The sequence below is a fragment of the Peribacillus sp. NJ11 genome (genome assembly GCF_030348405.1).
In the GTDB taxonomy this organism is placed as follows: Bacteria; Bacillota; Bacilli; order Bacillales; family DSM-1321; genus Peribacillus.
Genome location: NZ_JAUCFO010000001.1, coordinates 3,268,261 through 3,294,976, shown reverse-complemented (window position 1 = coordinate 3,294,976; position 26,716 = coordinate 3,268,261). Strand labels below are relative to the sequence as shown.

Annotated in this window: 26 protein-coding genes; 7 read left to right on the top strand and 19 right to left on the bottom strand. The window is 39.3% G+C overall.

The features are described 5' to 3' along the window. Nucleotides 1-5: 5 nt before the first annotated feature. Both QUF86_RS16305 and QUF86_RS16300 read right to left on the bottom strand, forming a co-directional pair. Nucleotides 6-770, bottom strand: a complete 765-nt coding sequence (locus tag QUF86_RS16305) for a dimethylarginine dimethylaminohydrolase family protein (protein ID WP_483313956.1) — start codon at nucleotides 768-770, stop codon at nucleotides 6-8. Nucleotides 771-785: 15 nt separating this feature from the next. Then, complete coding sequence (locus QUF86_RS16300; RefSeq protein ID WP_289336237.1) at nucleotides 786-1,643, bottom strand: dimethylarginine dimethylaminohydrolase family protein; 858 nt, start codon at nucleotides 1,641-1,643, stop codon at nucleotides 786-788. A 175-nt stretch (nucleotides 1,644-1,818) separates the two neighbouring features. Here QUF86_RS16300 and QUF86_RS16295 point away from each other — a divergent pair, with 175 nt between their 5' ends. Then, nucleotides 1,819-2,559 carry an IclR family transcriptional regulator gene (locus QUF86_RS16295; protein WP_289315923.1) on the top strand — a complete coding sequence of 247 codons (741 nt, stop codon included), beginning with the start codon at nucleotides 1,819-1,821 and terminating at the stop codon, nucleotides 2,557-2,559. A 72-nt stretch (nucleotides 2,560-2,631) separates the two neighbouring features. On the opposite strand, the gene QUF86_RS16290 is transcribed toward QUF86_RS16295, so the two are convergent. Genes QUF86_RS16290 through QUF86_RS16280 form a run of 3 tightly spaced genes read right to left on the bottom strand, consistent with a single transcriptional unit; the run spans nucleotide 2,632 to nucleotide 4,500 of the window. After that, complete coding sequence (locus tag QUF86_RS16290; protein WP_289315922.1) at nucleotides 2,632-2,880, bottom strand: biotin/lipoyl attachment domain-containing protein; 249 nt, start codon at nucleotides 2,878-2,880, stop codon at nucleotides 2,632-2,634. Between the two features lie 17 nt (nucleotides 2,881-2,897). After that, nucleotides 2,898-3,188, bottom strand: a complete 291-nt coding sequence (locus QUF86_RS16285; protein WP_289315921.1) for an SAV0927 family protein — start codon at nucleotides 3,186-3,188, stop codon at nucleotides 2,898-2,900. A gap of 34 nt (nucleotides 3,189-3,222) precedes the next feature. Beyond that, on the bottom strand, nucleotides 3,223-4,500 hold the full coding sequence (locus QUF86_RS16280) for a Glu/Leu/Phe/Val family dehydrogenase (RefSeq protein WP_289315920.1): 1,278 nt from the start codon (nucleotides 4,498-4,500) through the stop codon (nucleotides 3,223-3,225). A 443-nt stretch (nucleotides 4,501-4,943) separates the two neighbouring features. Here QUF86_RS16280 and QUF86_RS16275 point away from each other — a divergent pair, with 443 nt between their 5' ends. After that, nucleotides 4,944-5,474, top strand: a complete 531-nt coding sequence (locus QUF86_RS16275; protein WP_289334874.1) for a MurR/RpiR family transcriptional regulator — start codon at nucleotides 4,944-4,946, stop codon at nucleotides 5,472-5,474. Between the two features lie 295 nt (nucleotides 5,475-5,769). Here the strand turns inward: QUF86_RS16275 and QUF86_RS16270 are convergent, their stop codons facing one another. Next, nucleotides 5,770-7,116 carry an APC family permease gene (locus tag QUF86_RS16270; protein ID WP_289315918.1) on the bottom strand — a complete coding sequence of 449 codons (1,347 nt, stop codon included), beginning with the start codon at nucleotides 7,114-7,116 and terminating at the stop codon, nucleotides 5,770-5,772. Between the two features lie 401 nt (nucleotides 7,117-7,517). Between QUF86_RS16270 and speB the strand changes: the two genes are divergently transcribed. Further along, on the top strand, nucleotides 7,518-8,486 hold the full coding sequence (speB, locus tag QUF86_RS16265; RefSeq protein ID WP_289315917.1) for an agmatinase: 969 nt from the start codon (nucleotides 7,518-7,520) through the stop codon (nucleotides 8,484-8,486). A 641-nt stretch (nucleotides 8,487-9,127) separates the two neighbouring features. On the opposite strand, the gene QUF86_RS16260 is transcribed toward speB, so the two are convergent. From QUF86_RS16260 to QUF86_RS28620, 3 genes are all read right to left on the bottom strand, one after another. Beyond that, nucleotides 9,128-10,192 (bottom strand): M14 family zinc carboxypeptidase, encoded by a 1,065-nt coding sequence (locus QUF86_RS16260; protein WP_289315916.1) that lies wholly within the window; start codon nucleotides 10,190-10,192, stop codon nucleotides 9,128-9,130. A gap of 314 nt (nucleotides 10,193-10,506) precedes the next feature. Next, nucleotides 10,507-11,700 (bottom strand): M14 family zinc carboxypeptidase, encoded by a 1,194-nt coding sequence (locus QUF86_RS16255; RefSeq protein ID WP_289334872.1) that lies wholly within the window; start codon nucleotides 11,698-11,700, stop codon nucleotides 10,507-10,509. A 661-nt stretch (nucleotides 11,701-12,361) separates the two neighbouring features. Further along, a complete protein-coding gene (locus tag QUF86_RS28620) occupies nucleotides 12,362-12,736 on the bottom strand; it encodes a GerAB/ArcD/ProY family transporter (protein WP_353957695.1) in 375 nt (124 codons plus the stop codon). A 209-nt stretch (nucleotides 12,737-12,945) separates the two neighbouring features. Here QUF86_RS28620 and QUF86_RS16250 point away from each other — a divergent pair, with 209 nt between their 5' ends. From QUF86_RS16250 to QUF86_RS16240, 3 genes are all read left to right on the top strand, one after another. Beyond that, on the top strand, nucleotides 12,946-13,161 hold the full coding sequence (locus QUF86_RS16250; protein WP_353957694.1) for a GerAB/ArcD/ProY family transporter: 216 nt from the start codon (nucleotides 12,946-12,948) through the stop codon (nucleotides 13,159-13,161). 166 nt (nucleotides 13,162-13,327) lie between these two features. Further along, nucleotides 13,328-13,894 (top strand): DUF2238 domain-containing protein, encoded by a 567-nt coding sequence (locus QUF86_RS16245; protein ID WP_289334871.1) that lies wholly within the window; start codon nucleotides 13,328-13,330, stop codon nucleotides 13,892-13,894. A 20-nt stretch (nucleotides 13,895-13,914) separates the two neighbouring features. Continuing rightward, entirely contained in the window at nucleotides 13,915-14,490 is a 576-nt protein-coding gene (locus QUF86_RS16240; RefSeq protein ID WP_289334870.1) for a DUF2238 domain-containing protein, read from the top strand. A gap of 98 nt (nucleotides 14,491-14,588) precedes the next feature. On the opposite strand, the gene QUF86_RS16235 is transcribed toward QUF86_RS16240, so the two are convergent. Then, on the bottom strand, nucleotides 14,589-15,065 hold the full coding sequence (locus tag QUF86_RS16235) for a hypothetical protein (protein ID WP_289334869.1): 477 nt from the start codon (nucleotides 15,063-15,065) through the stop codon (nucleotides 14,589-14,591). Further along, nucleotides 15,055-15,435 carry a hypothetical protein gene (locus tag QUF86_RS16230; protein WP_289315911.1) on the bottom strand — a complete coding sequence of 127 codons (381 nt, stop codon included), beginning with the start codon at nucleotides 15,433-15,435 and terminating at the stop codon, nucleotides 15,055-15,057. Before QUF86_RS16230 ends, QUF86_RS16235 begins: the two co-directional genes overlap by 11 nt. Before the next feature lie 592 nt (nucleotides 15,436-16,027). Between QUF86_RS16230 and QUF86_RS16225 the strand changes: the two genes are divergently transcribed. After that, a complete protein-coding gene (locus QUF86_RS16225; protein ID WP_289315910.1) occupies nucleotides 16,028-16,474 on the top strand; it encodes a DUF5392 family protein in 447 nt (148 codons plus the stop codon). Nucleotides 16,475-16,745: 271 nt separating this feature from the next. Here the strand turns inward: QUF86_RS16225 and QUF86_RS16220 are convergent, their stop codons facing one another. The 8 genes from QUF86_RS16220 to QUF86_RS16185 form a co-directional block, all read right to left on the bottom strand. Further along, a complete protein-coding gene (locus QUF86_RS16220; RefSeq protein ID WP_289334867.1) occupies nucleotides 16,746-17,780 on the bottom strand; it encodes an aromatic ring-hydroxylating oxygenase subunit alpha in 1,035 nt (344 codons plus the stop codon). 79 nt (nucleotides 17,781-17,859) lie between these two features. Then, a complete protein-coding gene (locus QUF86_RS16215) occupies nucleotides 17,860-19,302 on the bottom strand; it encodes an aldehyde dehydrogenase family protein (protein ID WP_289334866.1) in 1,443 nt (480 codons plus the stop codon). 143 nt (nucleotides 19,303-19,445) lie between these two features. Beyond that, nucleotides 19,446-20,873 carry an amino acid permease gene (locus QUF86_RS16210; protein WP_289315907.1) on the bottom strand — a complete coding sequence of 476 codons (1,428 nt, stop codon included), beginning with the start codon at nucleotides 20,871-20,873 and terminating at the stop codon, nucleotides 19,446-19,448. Nucleotides 20,874-20,963: 90 nt separating this feature from the next. Next, nucleotides 20,964-22,139, bottom strand: a complete 1,176-nt coding sequence (locus tag QUF86_RS16205) for a Glu/Leu/Phe/Val family dehydrogenase (RefSeq protein ID WP_289334865.1) — start codon at nucleotides 22,137-22,139, stop codon at nucleotides 20,964-20,966. Nucleotides 22,140-22,213: 74 nt separating this feature from the next. Further along, on the bottom strand, nucleotides 22,214-23,872 hold the full coding sequence (locus tag QUF86_RS16200) for a thiamine pyrophosphate-dependent enzyme (RefSeq protein ID WP_289334863.1): 1,659 nt from the start codon (nucleotides 23,870-23,872) through the stop codon (nucleotides 22,214-22,216). Between the two features lie 78 nt (nucleotides 23,873-23,950). Further along, a complete protein-coding gene (locus tag QUF86_RS16195) occupies nucleotides 23,951-25,447 on the bottom strand; it encodes a sodium:solute symporter family protein (protein ID WP_289334862.1) in 1,497 nt (498 codons plus the stop codon). Continuing rightward, nucleotides 25,447-25,668 (bottom strand): DUF3311 domain-containing protein, encoded by a 222-nt coding sequence (locus QUF86_RS16190; RefSeq protein ID WP_353957664.1) that lies wholly within the window; start codon nucleotides 25,666-25,668, stop codon nucleotides 25,447-25,449. The genes QUF86_RS16195 and QUF86_RS16190 overlap by 1 nt, the downstream gene beginning before the upstream one ends. 56 nt (nucleotides 25,669-25,724) lie before the next feature. Continuing rightward, complete coding sequence (locus QUF86_RS16185; protein ID WP_289334861.1) at nucleotides 25,725-26,699, bottom strand: hydroxyacid dehydrogenase; 975 nt, start codon at nucleotides 26,697-26,699, stop codon at nucleotides 25,725-25,727. Nucleotides 26,700-26,716 lie beyond the last annotated feature (17 nt).

The following is a 26,716-nucleotide window of genomic DNA, read 5'->3' as shown; positions in this document are numbered from 1 at the left end:
GATGTTTAAAACCGCAGTGACAAACAGCTCAATCCACCATCCTGCTTTTGAAACTCCGACATGTCCAGCTCAATCGTTTTAAAACCAACTTCATTCAATCGACGGGTCGTCTCTTCATATCCCTTCGGAATAATCACATAGTCATTTACGAGGATGCAGTTTGCTGAGTATTCGTCTTCTGCTGAAACAGTGATTTTCTTGTATTGGGCAAAATTGGGATGGTCGAGGAATTCACCTGCTGCAACTATCAAGTCATTTCCTAGGTAGGCTATTCCTGTTTTCAGATGGAAGAACTCTTTTAATGGAACAATCGTCCCTTTATACCCTTCTGATTTTAAAATTTCCTTTAACTGGCGTGCACCTTCCTCGTTTGTACGATTCGAAATACCGATAAAAAATTGATCATCGACTTGAAGGACATCTCCCCCATCTAATGTGCCTGGAGCGTTTATATAGTGAAAATTAGCATAAAAACCCTTCAGAACCGACTCAATTTCTTTTATTTCACTGTTTCTGGAAACATCACCTGGATTAGTAATGACTGCAAATTCCTGAGTCAGAACGGCGGTATCTTCAACGAATGTTGAATCTGGAAACTCCTCGCTTGCCGGCAAGTGTGTAACTGACACCCCACATTTTTTCAAAGCTTCCACGTAAGAAGCATGCTGTTGCAATACTTTTTCATAATCTGGCGTGCCAAGGTCGGATGTTGTTAATCCATTTACATAGCTTTTCCCTGGTGTTTTTACAATTACATGTTTATACAAAATTAAATCCCCCATCATTTATATTGTACGCACCACAGGGCAAGTTAAACAGGTTGGACCGCCAGTGCCTTTGTAACTGATTTCAGTTCCTTTGTATTCATAAACTGTTGCCCCTGCATCAAGAAGCTTTTGCTTTGTGTAAGCGTTACCAGAAGACATTACGCAAACCCGCGGAGCAATGGCGAGCACATTGCAGCCTAAGTTCAAGTACTCATCATCCGGCACTTCGATAAGCTGAATGCCCCGTTCAATAAGTAATTTTCTGAAAAATACTGGCATTAGGCGAGAATGAACTACCGCTAAATCATGGTCGACCATACTGATGAAAGACATAAGATGGAGACACTCTGCCTCGCCTTGATCATGCGGAAGCTGAACTACGATGAATTCATCCACTAGATGAGCGGTCATTTCTTTTAATTGCCGAATGGCTTCAGCGTTTGTACGATAACCATGTCCGACAACAAGGGTCTTATCATCAAGCCAAACGATATCACCGCCATCCGCGACCGCATCACCCGTTAAATACCCAATGATCGGGATGTTTTTTTCCTTACAAAAATCCTTGTATACATTAGCCTCAGGCTGCCTCAATTCTTTCCCGGACTTTAAAATAATGGCTCCTTCGCTTGTGAATTTTACCGGGTCATGCGCATATAAGGAGTCAATCCCTACTACCGAAGATGCTGGCAAATAATCGATGTTTGGAACATATTTCTCCAAAATGGAAATAAAGTCACCATACTCTTTTAGGGCTTCTTTGAAATCTGGCTCTGACGCAAAGTTAAAGTTCCGCCATGCTTGGCTTAAATGCTCTTGACTGATAAAAGCATCGCTCGGATGTTTTACAATGACACGTTCCAATGGTTTGTACATAGACGAACAATATGTCACTGGCTCCCCCTCATTTTTCCGCATAACGGAAAACATTTCCGCTAATAGGAATTTTTCTTTAATTATAAAATTATTTTTGCTATAATGTCAATATGTTTTAAATATTCAAATAAATCCTCATGTTATTCAACTTGTGATGAAAGATAGGTGGTTTGTTATGCAATCTATTGACCGTGCCATGAACGTCATAAAGGTGCTAGTTTCCAATTCATCGGAAAACTGGCTGTCGATTACGGAACTTTCTCAAGAATGTGATCTTCCTGTCAGTTCCATGCATCGTTTGTTAAAAGCAATGTCCAAGCATGGATTAATTCAACAGGACGGACAATCTAAACAATATGGTTTAGGGAATATTTGGCTCGAATATGGTTTGCGTATGTATGACAAAATGGATTACATCAGTCAAATTAGGCCTGAACTGGAAAGGCTGATGAACAAAGTGGAGGAAAGCGTCTATCTTAGCCAGCCAATAGGTATGGAGTCACTCGTTATTGAACGAATCGACAGTGAAAAAAGCCAAATCCGGGTTTATGATCAGCTTGGTTCACGCGTCCCTATGCATATTGGAGCTGCCAATAAAGTGATGCTCGCCTATATGCCATATAATCAAACGAAAAAAATCGTAGATGTTCTTTTGCCCATTAAAGAAAGAGCAGCATTTTGGGATATATTGCAAGAGACTAAAATGAAGGGACATGGAATCAGTCACAGCGAAAGGACAGAAGGAACATGTTCTGTAGCCGTTCCGATACTTAACCATTTTGGGGAAGTGCACGGGGCAGTGAGCATTGGTTTTGTCAGCTTTAACCTGACAGAAGAAAGACTTGATTTCCTCATTAAGAATGTGATGGAAACCGGCAATCGGGTTTCGTCAAAATTGGGGTATAGGGGTCAATGAATAATGGAGCAGGGCGGATTATCGGATAAAACGAAAAGAAGATGAATCATTTCATCTTCTTTTCGTTTTATATTAATCGCTTCCTGTCACGAATAAATCTTCTTTAAAATAGGCGAGGACCTCCCCGGCCACCACTGGTTCCCCCTCCAATACCTCCAATGACTCTATCTCCCCGCTGACACCAATATCAATGATTTCCACACGTCCATCTTCCTTCTTAATCTGAAATAACTGTTCCCATTCGTAAAATCTGGAATTTTTGGATATTGAAATTTTTTCAACCCTGCCATCACATGGACTAAGAATCACATCAACATACATTTACATCATTCCTTCCTTCAGTATTCTTCAAAATGAAATGGTGATTGTAAGACTAAATCGAGAAAGTTTTGGAACTCAGGTATATCTTCTTGTTCAATGCCAAGGGTCGGAGCCCAGTACTGATCTAAATTAATATCATTGGCACACAGCAGAATCATTCTTCCGCTTTGAATGGAAGTCACCATTGCTTTACCGAAAAACTGGGCCGAATAAACAATGGTCACATCATATCTATAATCTTGTGACAATAAGCAATAATGATGAATAGCCTGGTTTTCTTTATTTTCCGAAAGAATATCAAAATTCAACGGATTGCCCCCTTTCTTGTAAGCCCTAATTCGTTCAGAACCTGACCCAACCTCGAAGCCGGGATGCTTCTGCTATTTTGTGAATCCCTTCAATATAAGCAGCTACTTTCATGTTCACAGAATATTTTTGGGAAGTATGGTAGACATTCAAAAAGCTGGCTGTTATTTTTTCCTTCAATCGTTCATCCACAAGCTCTTCCGTCCAGTAATAACCTTGGTTATTCTGGCACCATTCAAAATACGAGACTATCACCCCTCCTGAATTCGCCAAAATATCCGGAACTACCACTATACCTTTTTCATCGAGAATCTTGATCGCTTCTTTTGTTGTCGGCCCATTTGCTGCTTCGATCAGGATTTCACATTTTAATCGTTTTGCATTATCTTTATTTACCACTCCGCTAATAGCTGCAGGAATCAGCACATCACACTCTTTTTCCAATAATTCTTGATTGGATAATGAATCTTTGTATAAATTCGATACGACACCAAAAGAGTCCCTGTTCTCCAAAAGGTAAGGAATGTCTAAGCCATTCGGATCGTATAATCCTCCAAGTTCATCCGCTATTCCGACAATCTTTGCCCCCATTTCATGTAAATACATGGCTAAATGACTGCCGACATTCCCGAATCCCTGGATGATTACCCGCATGCCTTCAATTGGAATCCCCTTTAAATCACTTATCATTTGAAGTGTATATAATACTCCTTTAGAAGTAGCCTTTTCCCTGCCTTTCGATCCCCCTAATCTCAGTGGCTTTCCTGTAATAAAGCCGGGTGAATCGAATTCCCTTATGTGATCGTATTCATCTAGCATCCAGGCCATGATTTGAGAATTCGTATACATATCTGGTGCCGGAATATCCTTTGTAGGTCCCACTATTTGGCTGACTGCCCTGACATACCCTCTGCTTAATCGTTCTAGCTCAGACGAACTCATCTGTCTTGGATCACATACAATGCCGCCCTTTGCCCCTCCATATGGAAGATCGGTTATTCCGCATTTCAAACTCATCCAACCCGCCAAAGCCTTAACTTCTTCTGGAGTGACATCCGGGTGAAAACGAATCCCCCCTTTCGTTGGACCGGCTGCATCATTATGTTGAGCCCGATACCCTTGAAACATCCTTGTCTCCCCATTATCCATTTGAATAGGAATACAGACTTCCAAAAAACGCATTGGCGTTTTTAAAAAGTCAAAAACCAGATCTGGATAGCCCAAAACATGAATGGCTTCTTTTAAGATATCCTGGAATTCTTGCAGTGGGTTATCCAATTGCCGTTTTTCAATCACCTTAATTTTCCCTGTCATTTTAGCACCTCTCTTTTATTCTTATAAAGTATTAAGCAACTTTCATGCCAGCTTTGAAAACATAGTGTCGTTAGTCATATACCGCCATTTGCAATCATCATCGGCACCAGCAATCATCCAGACACATATGTATTAATTCATAGGCAATTCAGGATTGCATACGTAAAAATAATGATTAAATACAAAAAAGAGCACCCGATAAATGTAAAAACATTCATTGAGTGCTCTTTTTTTGTTTATCCTGAAAAAGAAAGCGTTGATCTGTAGCAGATGCCAGATGATGGTATAAGTCTAATCAACGGCAGTCAGTCCAAGGAACCGACTGTTAAACCTAAAAGAAAAATACTCAAAATATATATTGAAACTTCTTTAATGATCTTTCTTTACTACGTGAAAATGATACTCCCTATCAACTTTTCCAAAAAGTAACTATGAGCAATAAATTGGCTTTAGACTCTTTAGGACAAACTCTGAACAAGAAAGAGTTTGAAAAAGCAGTAGAATGCTTAAGCCAAGCAAAGAAAATTGCATTTTTTGGTGTCGGGGGCTCCTCTACTGCTGCGTTGGATGCCAGTAATAAATTCGCTAAACTTGGCGTTACTACAGGAATGAACACTGACTTTCATACAGTGATTTCCTATATTTCCAATTTCACATCAGAAGATGCATTAGTTCTTTTTTCCACATCTGGCAAAACAAAAGATGTATTGGAGATGGCTTCATATGCAAAAAAGATAAACGTACCAGTATTAGCAATAACCGCTTATACAAAGTCTCCTTTATTGAAAATAGCAAGTATACAACTTTGTTTTCCTGACATCGAACATGATCACCGAATCGGTAGTATAGCATCTAGAATCATGCAACTTAACATGGTTGATGCTCTTTATTTAAGTGTTTTTCATCGAATCGATAAACAAACCATAGATAATTATCAAAAAGCACGTGAAGAAATTCTACGTCTAAGAAGATAGCCTGTTTAAGGATGTGTTTTACTACATTTCGTTAAGAGGCGTAAACCATCCTAAACAAAACTCATCAAACTTGCATGCTAATTTTATATAGTCATGTAATCAAAAATAATTAGTCATGCACATTATTCTTTTCTATCACCCTATTAATATTGGTTTCAACTTTGAACACTTTTGCTATATCAGTTACACTCTTCCAGACATATGTAATAATTAATAAGCATTTCAGGATTGCATATATAAAAAATGATGATAAAAAAACGCATCCTTTTTAGAATGCGTTTTTCCTTGCAAAGTCTTATAGCTGAATTTCTTCAACTTGATATTGGGGAGGAGCCTTTCGGAATGCCTTTGTGATATATAATAGATAACAAAACCCAATAATAAACCAGCCGGTTCCCATTATTAGTGAATTTGTCTCTAGATTGATCCAGAGAATGCCAATAGCTATAGCTCCGATTAACGGCATAATTAAGTATTGGATACATCCCTTCATAGTTCGATGCTTCTTTTCACGAATGATAAAATGGCTGATCACTGACAGATTTACAAAGGTAAAGGCCATTAATGCACCAAAGTTGATCAGTGATGTGGCTGTCACTAAATCAAAGAATAACGCGGACAATGAAATGACCCCAACTATGAGTACATTAATGGCTGGCGTTTTCCACTTAGGGTGAATGAATCCAAACCATTTTTCCGGAAACACTTTATCACGGCCCATAACATACAAAAGACGGGATACACTGGCATGCGATGCCAGTCCCGATGCTAGCGTATTGACGAGAGTCGTACACAGAAAAATGGATTGAAATAGCTTTCCGCCTACATAAAGGGCGATTTCCGGTAACGCAGCATCCGGTTCCTTAAAACGGGATATATCCGGAAAAAAGAGCTGAATGAAGAAAGAAGAGGTAATGAAGATGATTCCACCCCAAAGTGCAGTTAAAAATATCGCTTTTGGAATCGTTTTTTTCGGATCTGGCGTTTCCTCGGATAGTGTCGTCACCGCATCAAAACCCAAAAAGGAAAAACAAAGAATCGTGGCTCCGGTTATTATTGCCGAATAGTCCATTCCCCCATCTACGAAAGGCTTTATTGTAAACACTTCACCCGTACCTTCCCCATTGTGCAAACCTTTGACAACAAGAATGATGAACACTGCCATGATGGCAATCTGAATTAAAACAAATAGAGCATTAAAGTTAGCAAGTACATTGACGCTCCGGAGATTGAGAATGGTGACGATTGCTACGAAAGATACTACCCATACCCATGTTGGGACTCCTGGAAATAATGCTGTGAGATAAATTTTGGTCAACAATGCATTTACCATAGGTAAAAATAGATAGTCTAACAACGAAGACCATCCTACCAGGAATCCTAAATGCCGGTTAATGGCCTTTTGCGTATAAGTGTAGGCAGAACCTGCAGCAGGAAAAACCTTTACCAGTTTTCCATAGCTTGCGGCTGTAAAAAGCATCCCCACCAATGCAACGATATAAGCAGTCGGCACATGGCCGTCCGTGATCCCAGAAACAATGCCAAATGTATCAAATACGACCATGGGTGTCATATAAGCTAACCCCATCATAACAATTTGCCATAATTTCAGCGTTCTTTTCAATGTAACCTCATTTTCCACCTATCATTCCTCCTTGCAACCGCTTTCAAATAGTAGGATCAATATTCTTAAATAGAAAAACTTCAATACCTCCCTCTTAAAAAAATTTCAACTGTATACCTTAATGCAAGTTTTGTGCCAAATGATAACGGTTTACTTCGATAAATGAAATACGCGAGAAATGCACTAAATTTCCCGTATTCTTGACTGCATTGGATTGATTCATAGGAATTAAGTTGTTCAGCATCTTTAAATTGGCGATTCAAATTCCCATAAATTATTCGCCCTTGCATATTCCAAGCACATGATACCTGGTTAGAAACCGGAAGAAATCACTGCCTGTGACTTGGCATGGTAATTGCATAAATACCTATATGAGTTTAAAAACTATTAAAGTTATAAGAAAATGGAGGAATACAAAAATGAAATATCCTTTATCCCCTGATGTTAAACCAGAGTTCTGTACGACAGGATCATTTATGCGCTTACCTTCTTCAAGAGAAAATGCCAGATTGGCAGTGGTAGGTTTGCCTTTTGATACAGCTGCTTCCTTCAGGGTAGGAGCCCGGTTTGCACCACAGGCAGTCCGCCAGGCATCCATGACCTTGTTTCCTTATCATCCCATTCAAAAGGTGTTCCCTTTTGACGAATGTAATGCTATTGATATTGGGGATGTTTCAGTGATCCCCCATAATATACACCGAAGCTATGAGTTAATTGAAAAGGCTATGGCAGACTTAATGAAAAATGGGATCATTCCAATAGGCATCGGAGGAGATCATTCAGTAACATTGGCTAATCTAAGAGCTGCCGCAAAAATACACGGGCCAGTTGCACTTCTCCATTTTGATTCACATACAGATACCTGGGATACTTATTATGATGAGAAATATTGGCATGGTTCCCCGTTTATCCGTGCATATGAGGAAGGTTTGCTCCAAACGGATAAAGTTTTCCAGATTGGGATTAGAGGTACGCTCAATCATCCAGGAGATATAGATTCCAGTACCGATCTAGGCTACAATGTGATAACTACGCCCCAGCTGAAGGAAAGAGGAATCGAAGATGTCGTGAAGGAAGTCAAGAAAACCATTGGGGATACACCATGTTTCTTGAGCTTTGATATTGATTTTGTCGATCCATCCTGTGCTCCTGGTACTGGCACTTTGGAGGTTGGCGGTCTAAATAGCTTTGAAACCCTACAGATGATACGTTCTCTGCAAGGATTCAATTTTATTGGATTCGACCTGGTGGAAGTCCTCCCACCATATGATCCAACACAAATCACATCACTATTGGCAGCCACCATCATTCATGACTTTGCCAGTTTAGTAGCCTTACAATTAAAAGAAGAACAAAAAAAGGAGAATTTAACCCAAAATAGTCTATAGGATGAAAACTCCAACTTTTAAAGAATGGCCATCCAGGTCGAACTGTTATCGTTACCCATTTACCGAGCTAAGTACAAAATAAAAAATTCCTGAAATTCAAAAAGCATCTGCTTGGGTGAAAGCGGATGCTTTTTTTCAATGTCATCTTTTTATATAATCCTGCTATATTCACTGAAAATAATGTCATATCAACTGATTAAAAAGTTAGGCTTCTAGAAAATCCAAGTTTACTTCATGTTGGATAATTCGTATCTCATCCTGTTCCGATTTCATAGGGTACAGACCACAAAAAACATCCCATTTGTAAGAATGGGATGTTTTTTCGACACAATGGTGTTGTTCGAATGATCTCAATCCCTTTCAGAGATTTTACCGAGGGAATGATATGGTTTTAATGCATGACTTGGTTATACTCCATGATTTTTTACTGTTTTAAATGGGATGAAACCTTACTAGATTGAAGAAATTTGCGACACTCCTGCCTAATAAGTGGCTGCCTTGACACCAAAGATGCTTGCGGTGAGGAGGCTTGGCGGAAAGGAAACGGATTTCTGAAAACAACTGGAACCTATTTCAAATAAAAAAACTGCAGGCAAACTCGCTTTTCTTCAAGTTTGTCTACAGTCTGACATGCCGTTAGTTTATTCGTCTGATTCTGCCCCAGGACGATTGTATTGTGTTGGCAGGGTGTCCCAAAAGCCTGCATCAATAGTTTCAATAGAATCATCGGCAAGAGCTCTGACAGCTGCATCCAAAGTGGTTACCGTTTGCTTTATTAGATAACCATTACTTTTTTGTCCAAGTGCCACTGACTCGACATTGTGGTCAGACATACCTCGCATCTCAAATAACAGAGTGGCAATATCATAACGAACAGCTGCACCGTTACGACCTATATTTTCTCCTGAACCGCCATCATATTTACCAATATGGCCCCAACCAGCAGGTTCAATTGAGTTATATACAACAGCACCCAGTTTTTTTGAAGCTTCTAACACTTCTGGCTTTACGTTAGCGTTTGTAGGATAAAGAATGGAACCTGAAACAAGTTCACCATCCGTTTCGCTTAACGTCCCTTGATGATGTAAATCTATCATGTAATCTATATCATATTTCGCAAATACATTTTCGTGTAAAGCTTTTACCTCGACTTGCATTTGATCAGTTTTTTTATCATGCTCACGGTTCAAGTCAATCCCGTTTGCATTTGCCCTGGTTAGATGTCGATCACCTTTTGCTAAATAGTCATCAAGAGGGAAATTAACATCTCCCATTGCCCCATCTGCATTTAACATAGGGATGATCAGAATATTAACATTGTCCAATAAACCTTTAGTCTTATTCGTGCCTAGATGTTTAATGAATTCGAGTGCACCCTCAGTAGTCAGTTGTTCATTTCCATGCTGTTGAGTTAAAAATAGTATAGTTGGGTTTTTAGGATTTGAAATATACTTAGCTAGGTAAATATCTCTCCCTTTTACCGTTTCCCCGATTACTTCCAGTGCCAACCTTTCTTGTTTAGCATCCTGGGTTTCAAGATAACTTACCAAGCTTTCATATGTATGTAGATTTGAAGTTGTAACTTGACCATTTCCAGCACTTGGGCCATTTCCAACCGCTCCGACTGGTAGCGCAACAGCTGTTACTGCGCTTAAAGTCATTAAACTAGATAATGAAACTGTTAGAACTCTCTTCTTAAAACTCATAAAACCCCTCCTTATTAATTTAACAATTAATATAACCTTATTAATATTCTGACATTTTTAACACTTTGTGTTAATAGTCAAAAATAACTATGTTTCCAACTAATTTCATTTATTAAACAATAACCGTTGAAAGGACTTCATTTACAAAGGCGATTCTCTCAAAAAAATGTTCTGCCTGTGTTGTTCCTGAAAGGGTTAAGTGAAAAATTCATCAAAATCGATCATGAAGAAAAACCAGGCGGGTATCCGTCTGGTTACTTCAATCCTATACTGGAAGTTAAAATGAATATCTTTTCCCACTCAATTTTATTTTTTTATTGCCTGCCCTCCGTCAGGGGAATTGACTCGTATTGTTCCGGATTTATTTTATATACAGATCCATCAGTAACACCGTCAATTATCCCATATAACCCACTTTCCACTGCTTTAGTAAGCATGCCTTTTTTCTTTTGGCCAAAGGATTGTGTTTGGCCCCTTACTTCAAAAAGTACTGTCCCACTTCCGTTTAAAGCAAAGGCTCCTAGTGCCGTTCCAGGAAGGTTTTGGTTTTGCGGATATAAGGATATATTTCCAAATGGAGAATTACCTTGTTGTTTCATAGCATTGTATACCGCTACATTTAATTGTCTGGAAAAATCATAATTATAGTTTTTTGCATATTTGGCATACGCTTGTCCTGAAGGTGTTCTTGGATCCGGAACAAATTGACCGGAAATCGAGTATGTGACTAAATCATCGGTCCCATCGATTTCATAATAGGGAGCTTGGTGGTGCAAGTCCACAAAAATCTCCACCTTCCCATATTGCTTAATTAGAGACTTGTAAACATCACGTGATGCTTGTGATTCAGGTGTTATGAACCAACCGGGGGTGGATGATTTTCCAGGGAAGTCTTTAGCTTGAGGGTTATAATTCAAATCAGGATTAAAGTCGCGATTGACATCGAATCCAGGTTTGGACTCGTAATCAAATGATTCATCTTTATATGTATAATAGTTCCAAGATGGTTTGGCTCCAGCCAGTTGTGGAAATTGTTCCACTACCTCCGCCCAGGTCATATCATTACCCCGACGGTTTAATTCAGCAGCATCCGGATTTATTTTAGGCAAAGCGACAAGGGTAATTTCTTTGCGAATTTTCTCCGCTTCAGGAGAATTGGTCCCCAAAAACTTCAAGATATTCAAGATGGCTTCCGTACCAGTCTTCTCATTTCCATGGATCTCACTTTGAATTAAAACTACTTTTTCACCTGTCCCCACGGATGCTTTATAGATTTCTCTATTTCTATTGGAATATCCAGCTACATCCACTTTCACTTTACCTTGGCTATCACTTGCAATTTGTTCTAGCTTTTTCCCTAGTTCAGCATGGTCTGTAAAACCTGAAACGGAATAAGTTTGTTGACTAGGTGTTGCTGGGGATGTTTCTTTTGCTGCCAATGTCGGTGCCGCAATACTCGCCGATAAAACGAAAACTCCTAGTGTTGAAACAATTTTTCTGTTTTTCATATTACAACGATCACTCCCTTAAAGTATTCTTCTGTCTCATTATACAATTTGGCAAAGTAGAAATATGTTGGAATTTGATGTCGTAATATGGCTTTTTTTATGATTTAGGACATAATAGTTGAAATGGTTCGCCATTGAAAAAATTCGCAATGCCCTTCCAGCCGAATTTTCATTCAATCCTAAGCGATGAAAAGCAGCAAAAAAAGAGAATGTCAGACATTTTTTATCCTTCTGCTTTTACTCAATTTCCCTCCCCCTATTCTTATGTACTGGTTTTATTCTATGAAGCAGGAAGAATATTGAAATGGACAAGTAACTATTAGATGGGTGCTACGCTCCCTTGTTCAGATCGTGATTACATCCTCTTTTTATGAAAGAAGCCCAATTTTCCAACGTAAAAAAATCCGCGACATGTGTATCACGAATTGTTGCTGATATTGGCTTGTAATAGTCGAATTGATAATTTGTACTACTATAACATCACAGTTAATCCATCGTAGTGCCTTTTCTTATCAAAAATTTACATGGCAAGTTAAATTTGTTGACCTGTTTCGATTCGTTTACTGTTTGAGCTTCGGGTATATCTAACATCAGCATCCACTGGGACATCCAATGATACACCTTAAGCTACTGGAAACCGTCAAAACTACCTTTCTTTACATTAGGGCTTCTCTAATTTTTTTCTTATTTTTCCAATCATTAATAATAATAACGGCATAAAAAAACAAATGGTTAAGGAAAAAGGTGTCCAGGCTATAGACATAAAGTTTTGATAATGCACTATATCGGGATGCGAAAAGATTGTAAAAGTGAGAATTAGAAAAGCTAATGGGAAAAGAAGAATCTTGTAATTTTGCAGACCTAGCAATTGAGCTAGTCCTAAGGCGAGTCCATAAAAACATATGGTCAACTTAAAATATTCTGTAAAAATCCAAATGAAGGCCGCAATGACCTCGACCCTTTCAAAAAAATTACCAATGCGAATCCTCATCCCCAGTTTATAAGAAGGATAGGTTAGGATAGTTAACTTCCTCAATGGGATAGGAACTCGAGATCTCAATGCTAGCCCCCTCTAATCAAAAGATGTTAAAAATATGTTTTCACCTTGGATGCAATTAAATCCATTCAAATAAAATTAATGTAATGATCATTAATTGTTTCAAATTAATTGGTTATTTGAATAACTTGAACATGAAAAGCCAAAACTAAGGAGTATTAAAAAGGAAGGAACAAACAAAAAGGTGAATCAGAATACCTGGTAGTTTCAAAATTTCATCACATCAATTGATGATTTTAATCCTTTTGTATTCGGTTGGAACGGTTATTTTACATACTCCTTCTCCTTTAGCTGGTTTTGCAAAGCAGGATGCGTTTCTTGCTGCATTACTTGGCACAGGAGTTGTATTAATTTTTGTATGGCTCTTCATCAGAGTGGGAAATTTATATCCTGATCTCTTTTAATAACTAATTACCCCGAGATTGAAATCGAGACTATTATCAGAAAGCATCTCTCCAGCCAAATAAACAATGAAAGTTAGCTGCGTATAATGATCTTTATCAGATATTGAAGGTTGCATTAAGGATAAATTGGATATGATCGTAATGAAATTACGAATGAGGTGATATATTGAAACATAAAATAATCATTATACTTAGTCTGGTTTTTATAGTATTCATGACTGTTTTACTCATCTTTTACCTCATAAAAGATGATTCTTCCCGATGGATGGTAGCTTTAGGGGGAATATTGGTAAGTGCGTTGCCCATTTCATTACTATTTGTAAAAAATAATCCTTTTAACATTCCAATCATAATCGGTTATTATGTTTTTGTTTTCTGTACGTCATTTTTAGGGTCAATCGCAAATTTTTATGTAGATTTAAAATGGTGGGACTCTACCCTTCACTTCTACAAGGGTATTTTCGTGGGTCTTATTGGAATTGCTCTTTATAAACAATTCATCCCTCAAAAGTCGAGAAAAGATATATCAAGGTGGGTCACCTTTCTTTTTGTACTCTCACTTGCAGTCCTTGCCACTGTCCTTTGGGAAGTCTATGAGTATGTAGGGGATCTAACTTTTACTCATACCATGCAGCGAGGCGGTAATAAAGATACCATGTACGATATAATTTTCGGTCTTATCGGCGGTCTGCTTATCTCCAGTTATTCCAGTATAAAAAAATCAAAATTATAATGATTTGTTGAGGTAATCATATGAATCGTAAGTTAGTTATTTTATTAAGTTTAGTGTATGTCCTTTTCATGGCAGCTTTATCTATCTTTTACTATACAACCGATGAAACATTCAAATCCCTGGTTTCGATAGGAGGAGTGGCATGTGGAGCAATTCCCCTTCTATTGGCCCTATTTACCAAGCTTCAATTCAATCTGCCAATTATCATTTCCTATTTAGTCTTCTTGTTCGGTTCACAATATTTAGGATCTATTTTAGGCTGGTATGGTCTGGGGTGGTGGGACACATTCTTACATTTACTAAGCGGATCCCTTCTTGCTTTTACAGGTATTGCTTTATATGAACGTTTAATATACAGAAATGCAGGTAAAGAGATATCTCCTTGGTTTGTCTTTTTGTTTACCCTTTCTTTCTCAGCACTTGGTGGTGTTATATGGGAGATCTACGAATTTGGTTCTGATCAATTTTTCGGAATGACATTACAAGGCGGGGGAAATAAAGATACAATGATAGATTTGATCGCGGATACTGTTGGAGGTCTTATCATTGCAGTGTGTGCCGGAGTTCGGACAAAGGTTAAGGTAAAGAAAACTTGAAAATCAACTTGGTTTAATCAGATCTTTTATCTTATCGTTAACGTTAAAAAGTTGACTGCATATAAAAAAAGACCATCATATGGATGGTCTTTTTTTTGTCATTTAAATATGATAGATATGATCTTTTCCGTCGTCATCTCACTATCCACCACGTATGTTCCAGGACGTAATCCGTTGGCCTTGCCTTTCTTTTCAACCTCATCAGAAAACCCATAGGCATTCTTAATGACTTTTGCTTTTTGAAGGGTTTTACCAACATCGATGCTTGTCGAGCCTTTAGACACTGTCAGAACTGTACGGTATATGATTTTTTCTGTTGGTTCTTTTACAGTTTCTTTTTCCGCTTCCGCTTCCGCTTTATCTTTAATTGCCTCTGCTTCAGCAATCTGATCTTCCCATTCTTTTTCGGAATGTATGACATACCCTTCAGAAGCCAGGGACTCCTTCATATCATCTTCCGATAGTTTCTCTGATATACCGGTCGCTTCACCTGGAACAAAGAAGTACACTGCACCGCACAAACCTGCTGCAACAATAAGGCCTCCGGCAAAGCTGCGCATTGATTTAGATGTCATTGGCCACTTTACTCCTTTCATTCTTCGTTTTAATGTAAGGAGTAAGCAAGTGTTCTATCTCATTTTCTGTCTGTTTTGTTTTCAGTGCGATGCTTTCGAATGAATAGCCTCGCTTATGTAGGTCGAGTACTTCACGCAACAAGCTCCGCTTTTCGGAAGACATTGCAAGAATGCCTGCCTCTTGCACCGTAATTTCAGCATCTATCTCGATGTTCCTGATTTTTTCCTGTAATACATTCATTTCATCTCCAAAAGTGCTAGCAATCTGCTCCAATTGACTGTCCACTTTTACAGAATCCTTTTTAATAAACGATAAAATGAACAGTAAAACTGCTGCACCAAACAAAATGACTAGAGCCCATTCCATCATTCTATGTCCCTCCTTAATCTTTGAAACTATTATCTCGCTTTCTAATTATATATTGAATTGTACCAAAACTCGATTTAAATGAACTAAATACCACAATAGTCACGTATTTATGACAAAAAAAGGCGCGAGATGGCCATCCATAAATATTAATAATGAAAAAACGAAATGCAATGCTTCCATTTGAGGACTATTTTACCATATTTCATTCATTATTTATACCTTTGTTTAGATATTATGGCAAAGGATCTTTGTTTGTCCCTAAACATACTGCCAGTTCCAAATAGAGCCCGGACAATGGAATGGATGATGCCGGCTGTCCTTAGATAAGTGCTCCAACATTCAACTGGATTCAAATAATGAGAAAAAGCTAAGTATAAGTTTAGCTCATGAAAATAACTGCAGCACCCCTATTAGTCATGGCCCCTATTGCTTCACCTTCTCTTTTACTTTTCCCTTAAAGGATTACAAGATATATATTAAATGACAAATGCATTTCCAAAAGATAAGATTATACTATTAGGTTCCTTTTCCTGTTTCATTAGATTGAGATTTTTAATCGCATATACTTTTTGGAGGTAATAAGGAGGAAACAATGAATATTAAAATAAATAAAATACCGGGTTTCATGCAAGCCGAAATCGAACAACTTCAATCATCATTATCCCCATTGTTGAAGAAAAATTTGAAATACGGATTTTTTTCAACGGTGATGATAGGCTTTTCCATCATTAACCTTTTTTTCCTTTTATTTAAGAGCGAATCCTTACCCATCTCGAAAACCGCACTTGGAATCTATGCATTGGTGGGAGCTGTAGGATTTGCCCTATTAAAAGAAAACAAGCACAACCAAAAAGAAATAGTAAAAATGAGTCAAAAATATATGTTGGAGAGAATCAAAAAAAGCAACTATTTAACAGATGCCAGAAAAAGTAATTACTTTAAAAGGGTAAATGAGCATCCGCTATCTGCCATGAATGTTTTTATTGAGTTTCTTGCCGAGGAACAACAAAGGAAGAACAAATCCTCACACAATGAGTAAATATAAAAAAAAGTTCGTGAATTTTTATAACTTTATCGGTCGTTGAAATAAGTCAACAAACGATTAGCGCATTAAAAAAACAACTCAACCAGTATGCTCGGGTAGACTTCCGATTCACACTGGTTGGTTGCTTCGCTTTTTAAACTTCTACTTAGTCCGGCAAGACCACTTTACGATAGATCCTTACCAAAAAGGTTGAATAAAATATCTTGCAAATTCTCTTTATTAACGTTTCTTTAATGCCGTTTATTTCAATTGGGCAGCACAATAATTAGTCATGGAGGTTCTTATCAATAAGTTCATGAAAGTAGACTGCAGCATGTTCAGTTGGAGAAAAGATACCATTTGTAAACGCCTGGGAACTTAATCCTTTTTGCAATTTTTCCACAAGTTCAAAATCTTCCTGCCGTACTTGATCAACGAAATTAAAATATTCTTCTTTTTCTATTGTTGTTTTTTCATTAAGGGAATAATCACGATAAATACCTAGCGACGTCTCTGCATCAACAGGAATTACTTGAATGGTATTCACATTTCCGTCTCCTGGATAAACGTTAATCATCATATTTGGCCAAATCCAATAAAAGCGCGCTTGGTCACCTTCAGAATTCTTGCTTGCTGTCATATATTGATAGGTGAATTTGTCGTGTGTCGTTGTGCAAAAGTTCGCTAGATCAAAAGATTTTGCAAAGCCTGGATGAGCAATGGAACAATGGTCACATTCAAGGTAGTTGTCAACAACAGCTTTCCAATTAGCCTTAACTACACGCCGGGTTTCCCTAACTAGTTTTAGAGAATGAAAGAAGTGATACTCTTTCATTTCCTCTAGAAATTCCTGATATGCTTCTGCCAAGGATGGTGCATTTTTGTCTAGATTGACAAAAATCATAGCATTCTGTACTTCTAAACGAATGGATTTCATACAGCTGTGTACTCCCAATTGATTCGTTTTAAAATTAGGAGCTCTATTTACATTTCCATCTAATTTGAATGTCCATCCATGGTATCCACATTGTAAAACTTTTTTATTTCCTTTATCAGAGTTTTCCACTTTCATTCCACGATGAGGACAAATATTATAGAAAGCACGCAGTTCTCCATCAGTACCGTGAGTAACGATAATTGGCTCTCCGGCGACATCTAAAGTCAAGAAGTCTCCTACTTTTTCAACTTGACTGGCATGCCCCACCAATATCCAATTTTTCCTAAAAATCTTTTTTCTTTCTTCATTAAATACTTCTGGATCAACATACCGTGAATAAGGTAATGTTTGGCTAAACTGTACATTTTCTTTTTTCGTAGTCATATCGAAAATCCCTCCAGATTTTAGCTAATTTTTTAAAGTTCAAAAAACCGCTTGGATACTTACTATTTTCAATTTCCAGTTATATCCGATCCATATAGACTGTCTTGATCTCTGTATAGAATTCAACAGCACTCTTTCCTTGTTCACGGCTGCCTGCACTTGAACTTTTACATCCGCCAAATGGCATTTGCGGTTCGGTTCCTGCCGTTTCCGAATTGACATGTACAAGACCCACTTCGACATCTTCAATAAACCGTTGAGCTGACGTTAAATTATTCGTGCAAATTGCTGCGCTCAATCCATACTCTGTATCATTCGCCATCATAACTGCTTCCTCATAGTTTCCGGCCTTAAAAAGAGCGATGACTGGCCCAAATATTTCTTCACGTGCAATGCGGGCATGTTGAGGAACATTTTCAAAGATAGCCGGCATGACATAAAAACCGTTCGCCAATTCCTCTTCTGTCGGAATCCCTCCTCCACACAAAAGCGTCGCTTCTGATTTCCCAGCATCAATCATATCAAGCACACCATCGCGTTGTGATCTAGATACAGCAGGACCGATATAAGTTTCTTCATTGAGCGGGTCGCCCACTTTTAATTCTTTCGTACGCGCGACAAGACGTTCACGGAAAGCTTCGTAAATTCCTTCTTCCACAATCACCCTACTAGTTGCTGTACATTTTTGCCCCGTGGATTTAAAAGCTCCTCCTACAGCAATTTCAACTGCTTTTTCAAGATCAGCATCAGCGAGGACGACGAGCGGGTTTTTCCCTCCCATTTCCACTTGCACTTTCTTCCCATGTTCAATGGCCTGTTTTTGAATTTGCTGACCTACTTGATTCGAGCCGGTAAAAGATATAGCCTTCACATCCGGATGTTCCACCAATGCAGCACCAATGACGGAACCTCTTCCGAATACACAATTAATGACACCAGCTGGAAGACCGGCTTCATCTAATGCTTTCATCACATGATAGACAGACTTAGGTGTAAGATCAGCCGGTTTAATCACGACTGTATTCCCGTAAATCAGGGCCGGCGCCAATTTCCATACAGGGATGGCAATAGGAAAGTTCCATGGTGTAATCAATCCCACCGGACCGAGCGGAGTGCGAGTAGTGTACAAAAATGTATTGGCATTAGCTGAAGGAATTACTTCCCCAAGTGGCTGCCGAGCTTCAGCAGCATAATATTCAAGTATGCTAGCGGCACGGTTGGCTTCCCCCATCCCTTCCAAGAATGTTTTCCCTTCTTCCTTTATCAAATCCTGACCTACTTCCTGCACATTCTTTTTCAAAATATCAGCTGCTTTCTGCAAGTATGAAGCCCGTTGCTGAAACGACAGTCTTTTCCAATCAGGAAATGCATTTTTTGCGGCTGCAACTGCATCATGTAAATCAGCCTCCGCACTAGATGGAAATTCCCCTAAAATTTCTCCATTATGGGGACTAAGATTTTCCTTATACTCCCCTGTGGTTGGTTCTTGCCATTTTCCATTAATATAATTTAAGTAACGCATACAATTTCCTCCCGCATTCTATTTTTCTACATCTAGATTAAAGATTTGATTAATACTAGAATCTTCTAAAATGAATTCTTCCACATTTCGTTCATACTCGAAATGTGGCACGTTTTCTTTTGTCGGCGTATTAAGAATGATTTCTATTGAACGAAATCATTTTGCTGTTCATTTGATAAGGTAGGCACATCTACCTTCCTTCTCGTATATCTAAAATAGTAAAATATATAGCAAGCAGCGACGAAACCTAATCCCCAATACAACGAAGTGCGCTGTGTCGGATCATATGCAGTGAACACGAAAATACCTAGACACATAAGGATGCAGAGAATCGGGGCAAAAGGGAAGAAAGGTACTCTATACTTCAGATTTTCCACCTTTCCGCCTTCTCTGATATACTGCTTACGGAATCTATACTGTGCGAACGCAATCGCCATCCAAGTAAGTACCCCTCCAACCCCACTTATAGAAAGTAACACAACAAATAACGTTTCTTCCGCTACTACACTAGTAAGTAACGACAGCAGGGCAAAGAACAGAGTGACGAGTAAAGCGTTAATGGGTACACCGCGCCGATTGAGCTTTCCAAATGAGGAATGCGCCATACCGTTTTGAGAAAGGGAGAAAAGGATCCTGGTACAAGCAAACAGACCCGTATTCCCAACAGAGAGCACCGCCGTCAAAATCACGAAATTCATAATGTCAGCGGCATAAGGAATGCCTACCATTTCAAAAACGGTAACGAATGGGCTTTCCAGCACCCCAGCTTCTTGCCACGGAACGATAGCCGACAGAACAAAGATTGCTAGAACATAGAAAAGCAGCACACGTATTACGATGTTACGAATCGCTCTCGGAATGCTTTGTTGCGGGTTTTCCGTCTCTCCTGCTGCAACCCCCATGATTTCCGATCCCTGGAATGCGTATACGACCGTCATCATTGATATAAACACACCCGTGAATCCTGTAGGAAATAGTCCATCACCCATAAAATTGGAAAAAAACGGAGCAGGTTGAGCATCCATATGAATCAATCCAAACATTGCGGCCGCACCGATAATTATGAACAGAATAACGGCAAGTACTTTAATTCCTGAGAACCAGTACTCTGTCTCAGCGAAACTTCTCGTTGTTAAAGCATTTATGGTGAACAAAAGTACGGTAAATATCACACACCATATCCATACTGGTATATCAGGAAACCATCTAGTCATGAGCAAACCAGCCGCCACAAATTCCAAGCCTACGTAAAGAGCCCAGCTCAGCCAGTAAATCCAGCCGATGACAAATCCAGTGGCGGGTCCGATAAATTTCGTTGCATGGACCTGAAAGGAACCTGAAACCGGCATCACTACCGATAATTCACCGAGACAAATCATCGCCAAGTACATTAATAAACCACCGACCAAATAGGCAACAATCGCTCCTCCGGGTCCAGCTTCACCGATCGCATATCCTGATCCCAGGAAAAGACCTGTTCCAATTACCCCACCTAAGGAGAGCATGAATAAATGTCTACTCTTCATCGAACGCTGTAATTCCTTTGGCTGATTTTCATGTTTTGTTTCCATGAATCCCCCCCCTTTCTGATCGATAAACTGCCCCATTCACTGATTAACACAAGTTAAAGAGAGTTCCCATTATTCTGAAAATAAAACACATTATTGTGGAGATAAAGCTTCGGAAGGCTCTGCATATTCCAGCAAGTCGCTGATTGTCGGTTTAAATATTTCATAAGCTACATCTCTTTGATATTTATTTTGGTTTTTTGCTTGTGTAAACAAGTGATACGTATTTTTCCTGCATAGTTTTTCGATATCATCAACTACAGCTTGTGGATTTGGATTTACTAGTCCGAAAATAACCGCATCATAAAATCTAATCGCCCCAAGGTTCGCAACGAAATCATTGACAACATCAATTCCTCTTTGTTTTATGATTTCGTCTCCCTCGGAAGAAAGGGGAATGTTTGCCGCCTCCACAATTAAGCTTGCTTTTACGCTTTTAGCATTTGATTTATGGATGACATCCTCTAGTGCGGACGGAATTAAAATGTCGCAATCTATATCAAGCCAATCCGTGTTTGACCTTACATCGTAATGCGATTCAAAAAATTCTTTATCCATTTCTCCGTATGAATTCTTGCGATCAATAAGCTTTTGGACATCTAATCCTTCTTCACACGTTACCAAAAGGTTGGCATCAGAAATTCCTACAACTTTATAACCTAACTGGGACATTTTCAATGCACAACTTGCTCCTACACAGCCGAATCCTTGAATGACAACTCTGGCTCCATCTTTTCCGCTCTTAAATTTCCATGCCTCATCTGCCGAAAATGCTACACCATAGCCTGTTACGACATCGTTTAAAAACAACCCGTCAATTTTTGTCGTCAAAAGTTCATCAAAGTCTTTTATCCCTTGCAGAACATTCGGATTCTGCTTCATTGATTTCGTAAGAGGTATATCCATACCAAACTCATTGAATATTTTGAGCACATCTTCATATTTGGTACCTAAGTCACTGCCTAAAGATACCCCGATGTCTATATAAGGCATCATCGCAATTAGAAATCTTCTTAATACTGCATACGCGTCTGGCGCTTTATAATCATAGGCAATGCCCGCTTTACAACCGCCTGTCGTCTCAGACTCACAGGCTACATACTTATAAGCCATCGCCTCAGCTAATCTTTCAACCTCTTCTCGTGTAACCGTTGGATGCATTCTTGTACCGCCGCCTGCGTAGCCTTTAACAAAGTTATGCACGATCAGCCACCCTTTTGCATCTGTTTCCGTATCATTCCATTCCACAACTAAATATGGTTTTAACATTTGTGAACCCTCCCTTTTTATTAATTCCTACGACTGATTTCTAATGGAAACATACCAAAGCATGGATGCCGCAACTAATTGTTGGACACTAGTTTTTCGTGTACTCCCATCTTGTCTTGGCCTACAGTTAGAATCTTTGGATTGACTGCAACTTCGATTACAGCCGGAAGCCCTGAAGCAATCGCCCTTTGCAGCGCTGGCGCAAAATCACTATTTTTTTCAACCTTTTCACCATGCGCTCCAAACAAGCGGGCCAATTCGGCAAAATTAGGGTTGGACAATTCAGTTCCAACGACCCGTTTTGGAAAGTGCCTTTCTTGATGTACACGAATCGTTCCGTAAATATTGTTGTTCACGACAATTGATATGGTCGGAATTTTATACCGTACAGCCGTTTCAATCTCTTGGAGAGTCATCATAAAGCCGCCATCTCCTGAAAAAGAAACAACATGTTTCTGAGGCTGCGCCAGCTTTGCCCCAATTGCAGCAGGCAGTCCATATCCCATCGCTCCCGAAGTTGGCCCTACGTAAGTGTTTTCATGTTCAAAACGATAATATCTGGATAGCCATCCAAAAAAATTGCCGGCATCATTTGTAATAATGGTGTCCTTCGGAAGACAAACAGCAACGTCATGCATTAATCCATCCATATCCACGAAATCTTTTGCGTAGTCGGCCTTTGGTTCAGAAAATGTCATATATTTTTCATGCAATTCTTTCACATTATCTTCGCTTGAAATGGAAGAACCTGATGCTTGCAGTGCTTGTTCTAAGAAACTCTTGGCATCTGCTTCGATGGCAAGGGAAGGAGCATACACTTTACCAAAAATATCGGGACAAATATCTACATGGATCAGTTTTGTATTTTCAGAGAGCAAGGTGTAATCTTGTGTTCCTACTTGAGAGAATCGTGTCCCTAACGCCAAAACTACATCTGCATCTCGGATTGCATCAAGTAAATATTGAGGTGTCCCAAACCCCAGCCATCCTGCATAGCAGGGGTGTGAGTTCGGAAACGCGTCGAATCGGCGGAAAGCGGTAACAACAGGAAGTTTCATTGCCTCGGCAAACTGTACAAGCAGCCTGTTAGACTTAGCATGAATCACACCGCCACCAGCAATCAATACAGGGCGCTCCGCGTTTCGTATCGTCTCTATCGCCTGCTTCACATCGTCCATATGTGGTTGGGGAGGAAGCGAGCGATAAGAAGGATAGATGTTCAACTCTGCCTCATCCTCTAACATGTCATGCGGCAAAGCCACTAATACAGGACCCGGACGTCCCGATCGCGCCATATGGAACGCCCGTTGCAATAATTCCGGGATTCTTTCCACACGATCAATCTCAACCGTCCATTTACATAAATGACTGAAAAAACCCGTCAAATTCACTTCCTGAAACGCTTCCTTTTCTTTAAAAGGGCGTTCGACTTGGCCAATAAGCGCAACCAAAGGGGTTGAATCCTGAGCAGCAGTATGAATACCGATAGCTAAGTTTGTAGCACCCACTCCACGCGTTGCCATACAAACTCCTACCTCACCTGAAGCCTTCGCATACCCTTCCGCCATAAAAGAGGCACCTCCTTCATGTCTGGCGGAAATAAGTTCTATTTCAGGATGTTGATATAGTGCATCCATTACACTAAGATAACTTTCACCTGGTACACAAAAAGCTTTTTTTACCCCTTCTTTAGCCATTACTTCTACGACTGCTCTTCCTCCACTGACTTTCATATTCAGCCTCCCGCTTTCAAGAACGTGTATTTGTTCTGCTAATTTATCTTTCTATTAATATTGCACTCATTCTTACTATCATTTAACAAGTTTTTCGATACCAGAAACTGGTTTATTAGCTTCTTCCGTCTCAATTGAAGTATTTCTTGTAATAGCACTTACTCCCAAAGTTACTGCAATGTTGATGAATAATACAGCTAACCCCACATCAAGATCCTGTATTGCTTGCGGTAGAGATGGAAATAATGTGGCAAGTGTCATACCTGATGTAGTCGAGTAAATGACAATTAGAATTCCAGCTATCATTCCGGCAAAAGCTCCTTGAACGGTAACAGGATTCTTTTTCCACAAACTGAAAAATAGTGCTGGGAACAACTGTGCCATGAAGCTATATGCCATAAGATACAGCGTAAAAATCGACTCCCCGCCATTGAACGTAAAGTATAGGGTCACTATAGAAATGACAGGTACTAACATCATGCTCAATCTTCGAAGTTGGTCATCTGATGTATTCGGTTTCCACACCTTATATACATTTTTTGAAAGTATCGTGGCCGTAGCCGTCAACACGAGTGAACTAGGTATAAGGGCGGCCATCGCCCCAGATGCACCAATAACCCCAACAAACCAGGGATCGAATGACATCTTCGCCATTTTAAATAAAGCCAAATCTGCTTCTGCTCCCTGTAAATTCGGAACTTGAAGAATCGCAGAAAAACCAATAAAAAGCGAAAAAATGATGATTACTTGATAAATTGGCATAACCCCAGCATTCCAACGAAGTGATTTTGGACTTTTTGCAGAAAACACTCCCGCTAACATATGAGGAAACATATAGAATGCCAGTGCTGTCATAATCGTAGCGGAAATAAACCAAGAGATACTCAATCCTTGTTCAGGGAATATCAATAATCCATGTTTTGCTGTATCGATTGCTTCAAACATCGACTGCAAACCACCGTAATAATGAAGTGGAAAATAAATCCCCATAAAGACGACAACTGCCAAAATCATAATATCTTTAATAACCGCCGTCCACGCTACGCCATGCATCCCTGAGGCAGTTACATAAATTGTGATGGCAATTACACCTACAACTATAGCCACATTAGGAGAGATGGACCCATAGGAGGCTTCCGATACGATAATTCCTAACCCTTTTAACTGCATGATCAGATAAGGAATAATTGAAATAACGCTGATTACCGCCACAAGAACACCTAAAGCCGGACTATTGTACTTCTTGTCATAAAAATCGGATTGAGATATGACATTATTTTTTTTGGCATATCTCCAAATTGGCGGCAACAGCCAATAGGCTATTACAAAATAGAAGCAATTGAAAGCATATAAGGCTGGAGGCATACCAGATCTATAAGCGCCGCCGCTGGCTCCCAAAAACGTATATGTCGTAAACATTTCACCTGCAATCAAAAAGAAGAGCAAAAAGCTGCCGAAACCTCTTCCACCTATAGCCCATTGTTCCAAACTCATATTTTTACCTTTTCGAGCTTGAAGCCCTAACCAAATACACAGAACCAGAAAGAAAAGGATGACAAGCAAGGCTTCATTCATTAGTCTTCTTCCTCCTTGGTTGCAGGATCAAGTTTATTAGCAATTATCAAGCACACCGATGTAAGACAAACCCAACATATGGCCCAAAAAAGAACAAATGGCATTCCTAAAACATATGGTTCAATTCGATTGATAACAATGAGCGAGCCAAGTGCTGGTACCGCACTTATCACATAGATTATTTTCTTCATTTGTTCACCATCCTTATCAACAAATGCCAAACCCGACCTATCCACTTCTAACCATTCAGAAAAAACAGATAATTATACTTGTATCACTACTTTGGCACCCCTTTAGTTAAGGGCTCATTTACTGCCCAATTCGGTTTCATTCCAGTAAGGACTTGTTCCACTTGCATTGCTGCATGTACAGCCATGCGTATCGAACCTTCTTTCGTCAATGCCGCATTATGAGGGCTGACAATCACATTATCCATTTTAAAAAGGGGATTCCATTTATCAGGAGGCTCAACTTCAAATACATCTATTCCAGCGCCGGCAATTTCGCCCGCTTGCAAAGCATTTACTAAATCACTCTCCTTCACTACGCCTCCCCTGGAAGCGTTTACAAAATAGGATGAGGGTTTCATCCAGGAAAACTCACGGCTTCCTATTATTCCTTTAGTTGTTTTCGTTAACGGCAGATGCAGACTGATAACATCAGAGTTTCTGAAAACCCACTCTAAGTCAGTTAATATCTCTAACTCCGAATTAGTGCTGTCCGTAACATAGGGGTCGTAGCCAATCACTTTCATATCGAAGCCTTTTGAAGCTTTTTTTGCCAGTATTCTGCCAATTCTCCCTAGTCCAATAATCCCTAATGTCTTGCCTTCCAAATCCATGCCAAAAAGTTGATTGCGGATAGCAAAATTCCCACTTCGCAACTCTTTATCAGCCACACTCAAGTTTTTGGACAAAGATAAAATAAATGCCATTACATGTTCAGCTACAGCATTCGCATTTGCCTCTGGCGTATTTGTTACATAAATGCCCCGTTCTGTAGCAGCTTCGATATCGATATTGTCCAACCCAACTCCATACTTAGCAATTACTTTGAGGTTTTCAGCTGCTTGAATAACTTCCTTATTTATTACAGCCGTTGATCTCGTTAATACTGCATCACAATCCTTGATTTCTTCCATAAGGATTTCTTGTGCCAGTTCAGATCCTACTTTAATCTTATAGCCTTTTTCTACTAAATAACTTTTCCCCTCTTTCTCTATATCTTGAGGAATATACACTAAATGACTCACATTACCACCCTTTCATG

Bases quoted from the DNA above. Each gene is read 5' to 3' on its own strand.
- QUF86_RS16300 (WP_289336237.1), bottom strand. From the start codon at position 1,643: ATGTACAAACCATTGGAACGTGTCATTGTAAAACATCCGAGCGATGCT.
- QUF86_RS16295 (WP_289315923.1), top strand. From the start codon at position 1,819: ATGCAATCTATTGACCGTGCCATGAACGTCATAAAGGTGCTAGTTTCC.
- QUF86_RS16290 (WP_289315922.1), bottom strand. From the start codon at position 2,880: ATGTATGTTGATGTGATTCTTAGTCCATGTGATGGCAGGGTTGAAAAA.
- QUF86_RS16280 (WP_289315920.1), bottom strand. From the start codon at position 4,500: ATGACAGGGAAAATTAAGGTGATTGAAAAACGGCAATTGGATAACCCA.
- speB (WP_289315917.1), top strand. From the start codon at position 7,518: ATGAAATATCCTTTATCCCCTGATGTTAAACCAGAGTTCTGTACGACA.
- QUF86_RS16260 (WP_289315916.1), bottom strand. From the start codon at position 10,192: ATGAGTTTTAAGAAGAGAGTTCTAACAGTTTCATTATCTAGTTTAATG.
- QUF86_RS16255 (WP_289334872.1), bottom strand. From the start codon at position 11,700: ATGAAAAACAGAAAAATTGTTTCAACACTAGGAGTTTTCGTTTTATCG.
- QUF86_RS16240 (WP_289334870.1), top strand. From the start codon at position 13,915: ATGAATCGTAAGTTAGTTATTTTATTAAGTTTAGTGTATGTCCTTTTC.
- QUF86_RS16235 (WP_289334869.1), bottom strand. From the start codon at position 15,065: ATGACATCTAAATCAATGCGCAGCTTTGCCGGAGGCCTTATTGTTGCA.
- QUF86_RS16230 (WP_289315911.1), bottom strand. From the start codon at position 15,435: ATGATGGAATGGGCTCTAGTCATTTTGTTTGGTGCAGCAGTTTTACTG.
- QUF86_RS16225 (WP_289315910.1), top strand. From the start codon at position 16,028: ATGAATATTAAAATAAATAAAATACCGGGTTTCATGCAAGCCGAAATC.
- QUF86_RS16220 (WP_289334867.1), bottom strand. From the start codon at position 17,780: ATGACTACGAAAAAAGAAAATGTACAGTTTAGCCAAACATTACCTTAT.
- QUF86_RS16215 (WP_289334866.1), bottom strand. From the start codon at position 19,302: ATGCGTTACTTAAATTATATTAATGGAAAATGGCAAGAACCAACCACA.
- QUF86_RS16210 (WP_289315907.1), bottom strand. From the start codon at position 20,873: ATGGAAACAAAACATGAAAATCAGCCAAAGGAATTACAGCGTTCGATG.
- QUF86_RS16205 (WP_289334865.1), bottom strand. From the start codon at position 22,139: ATGTTAAAACCATATTTAGTTGTGGAATGGAATGATACGGAAACAGAT.
- QUF86_RS16200 (WP_289334863.1), bottom strand. From the start codon at position 23,872: ATGAAAGTCAGTGGAGGAAGAGCAGTCGTAGAAGTAATGGCTAAAGAA.
- QUF86_RS16195 (WP_289334862.1), bottom strand. From the start codon at position 25,447: ATGAATGAAGCCTTGCTTGTCATCCTTTTCTTTCTGGTTCTGTGTATT.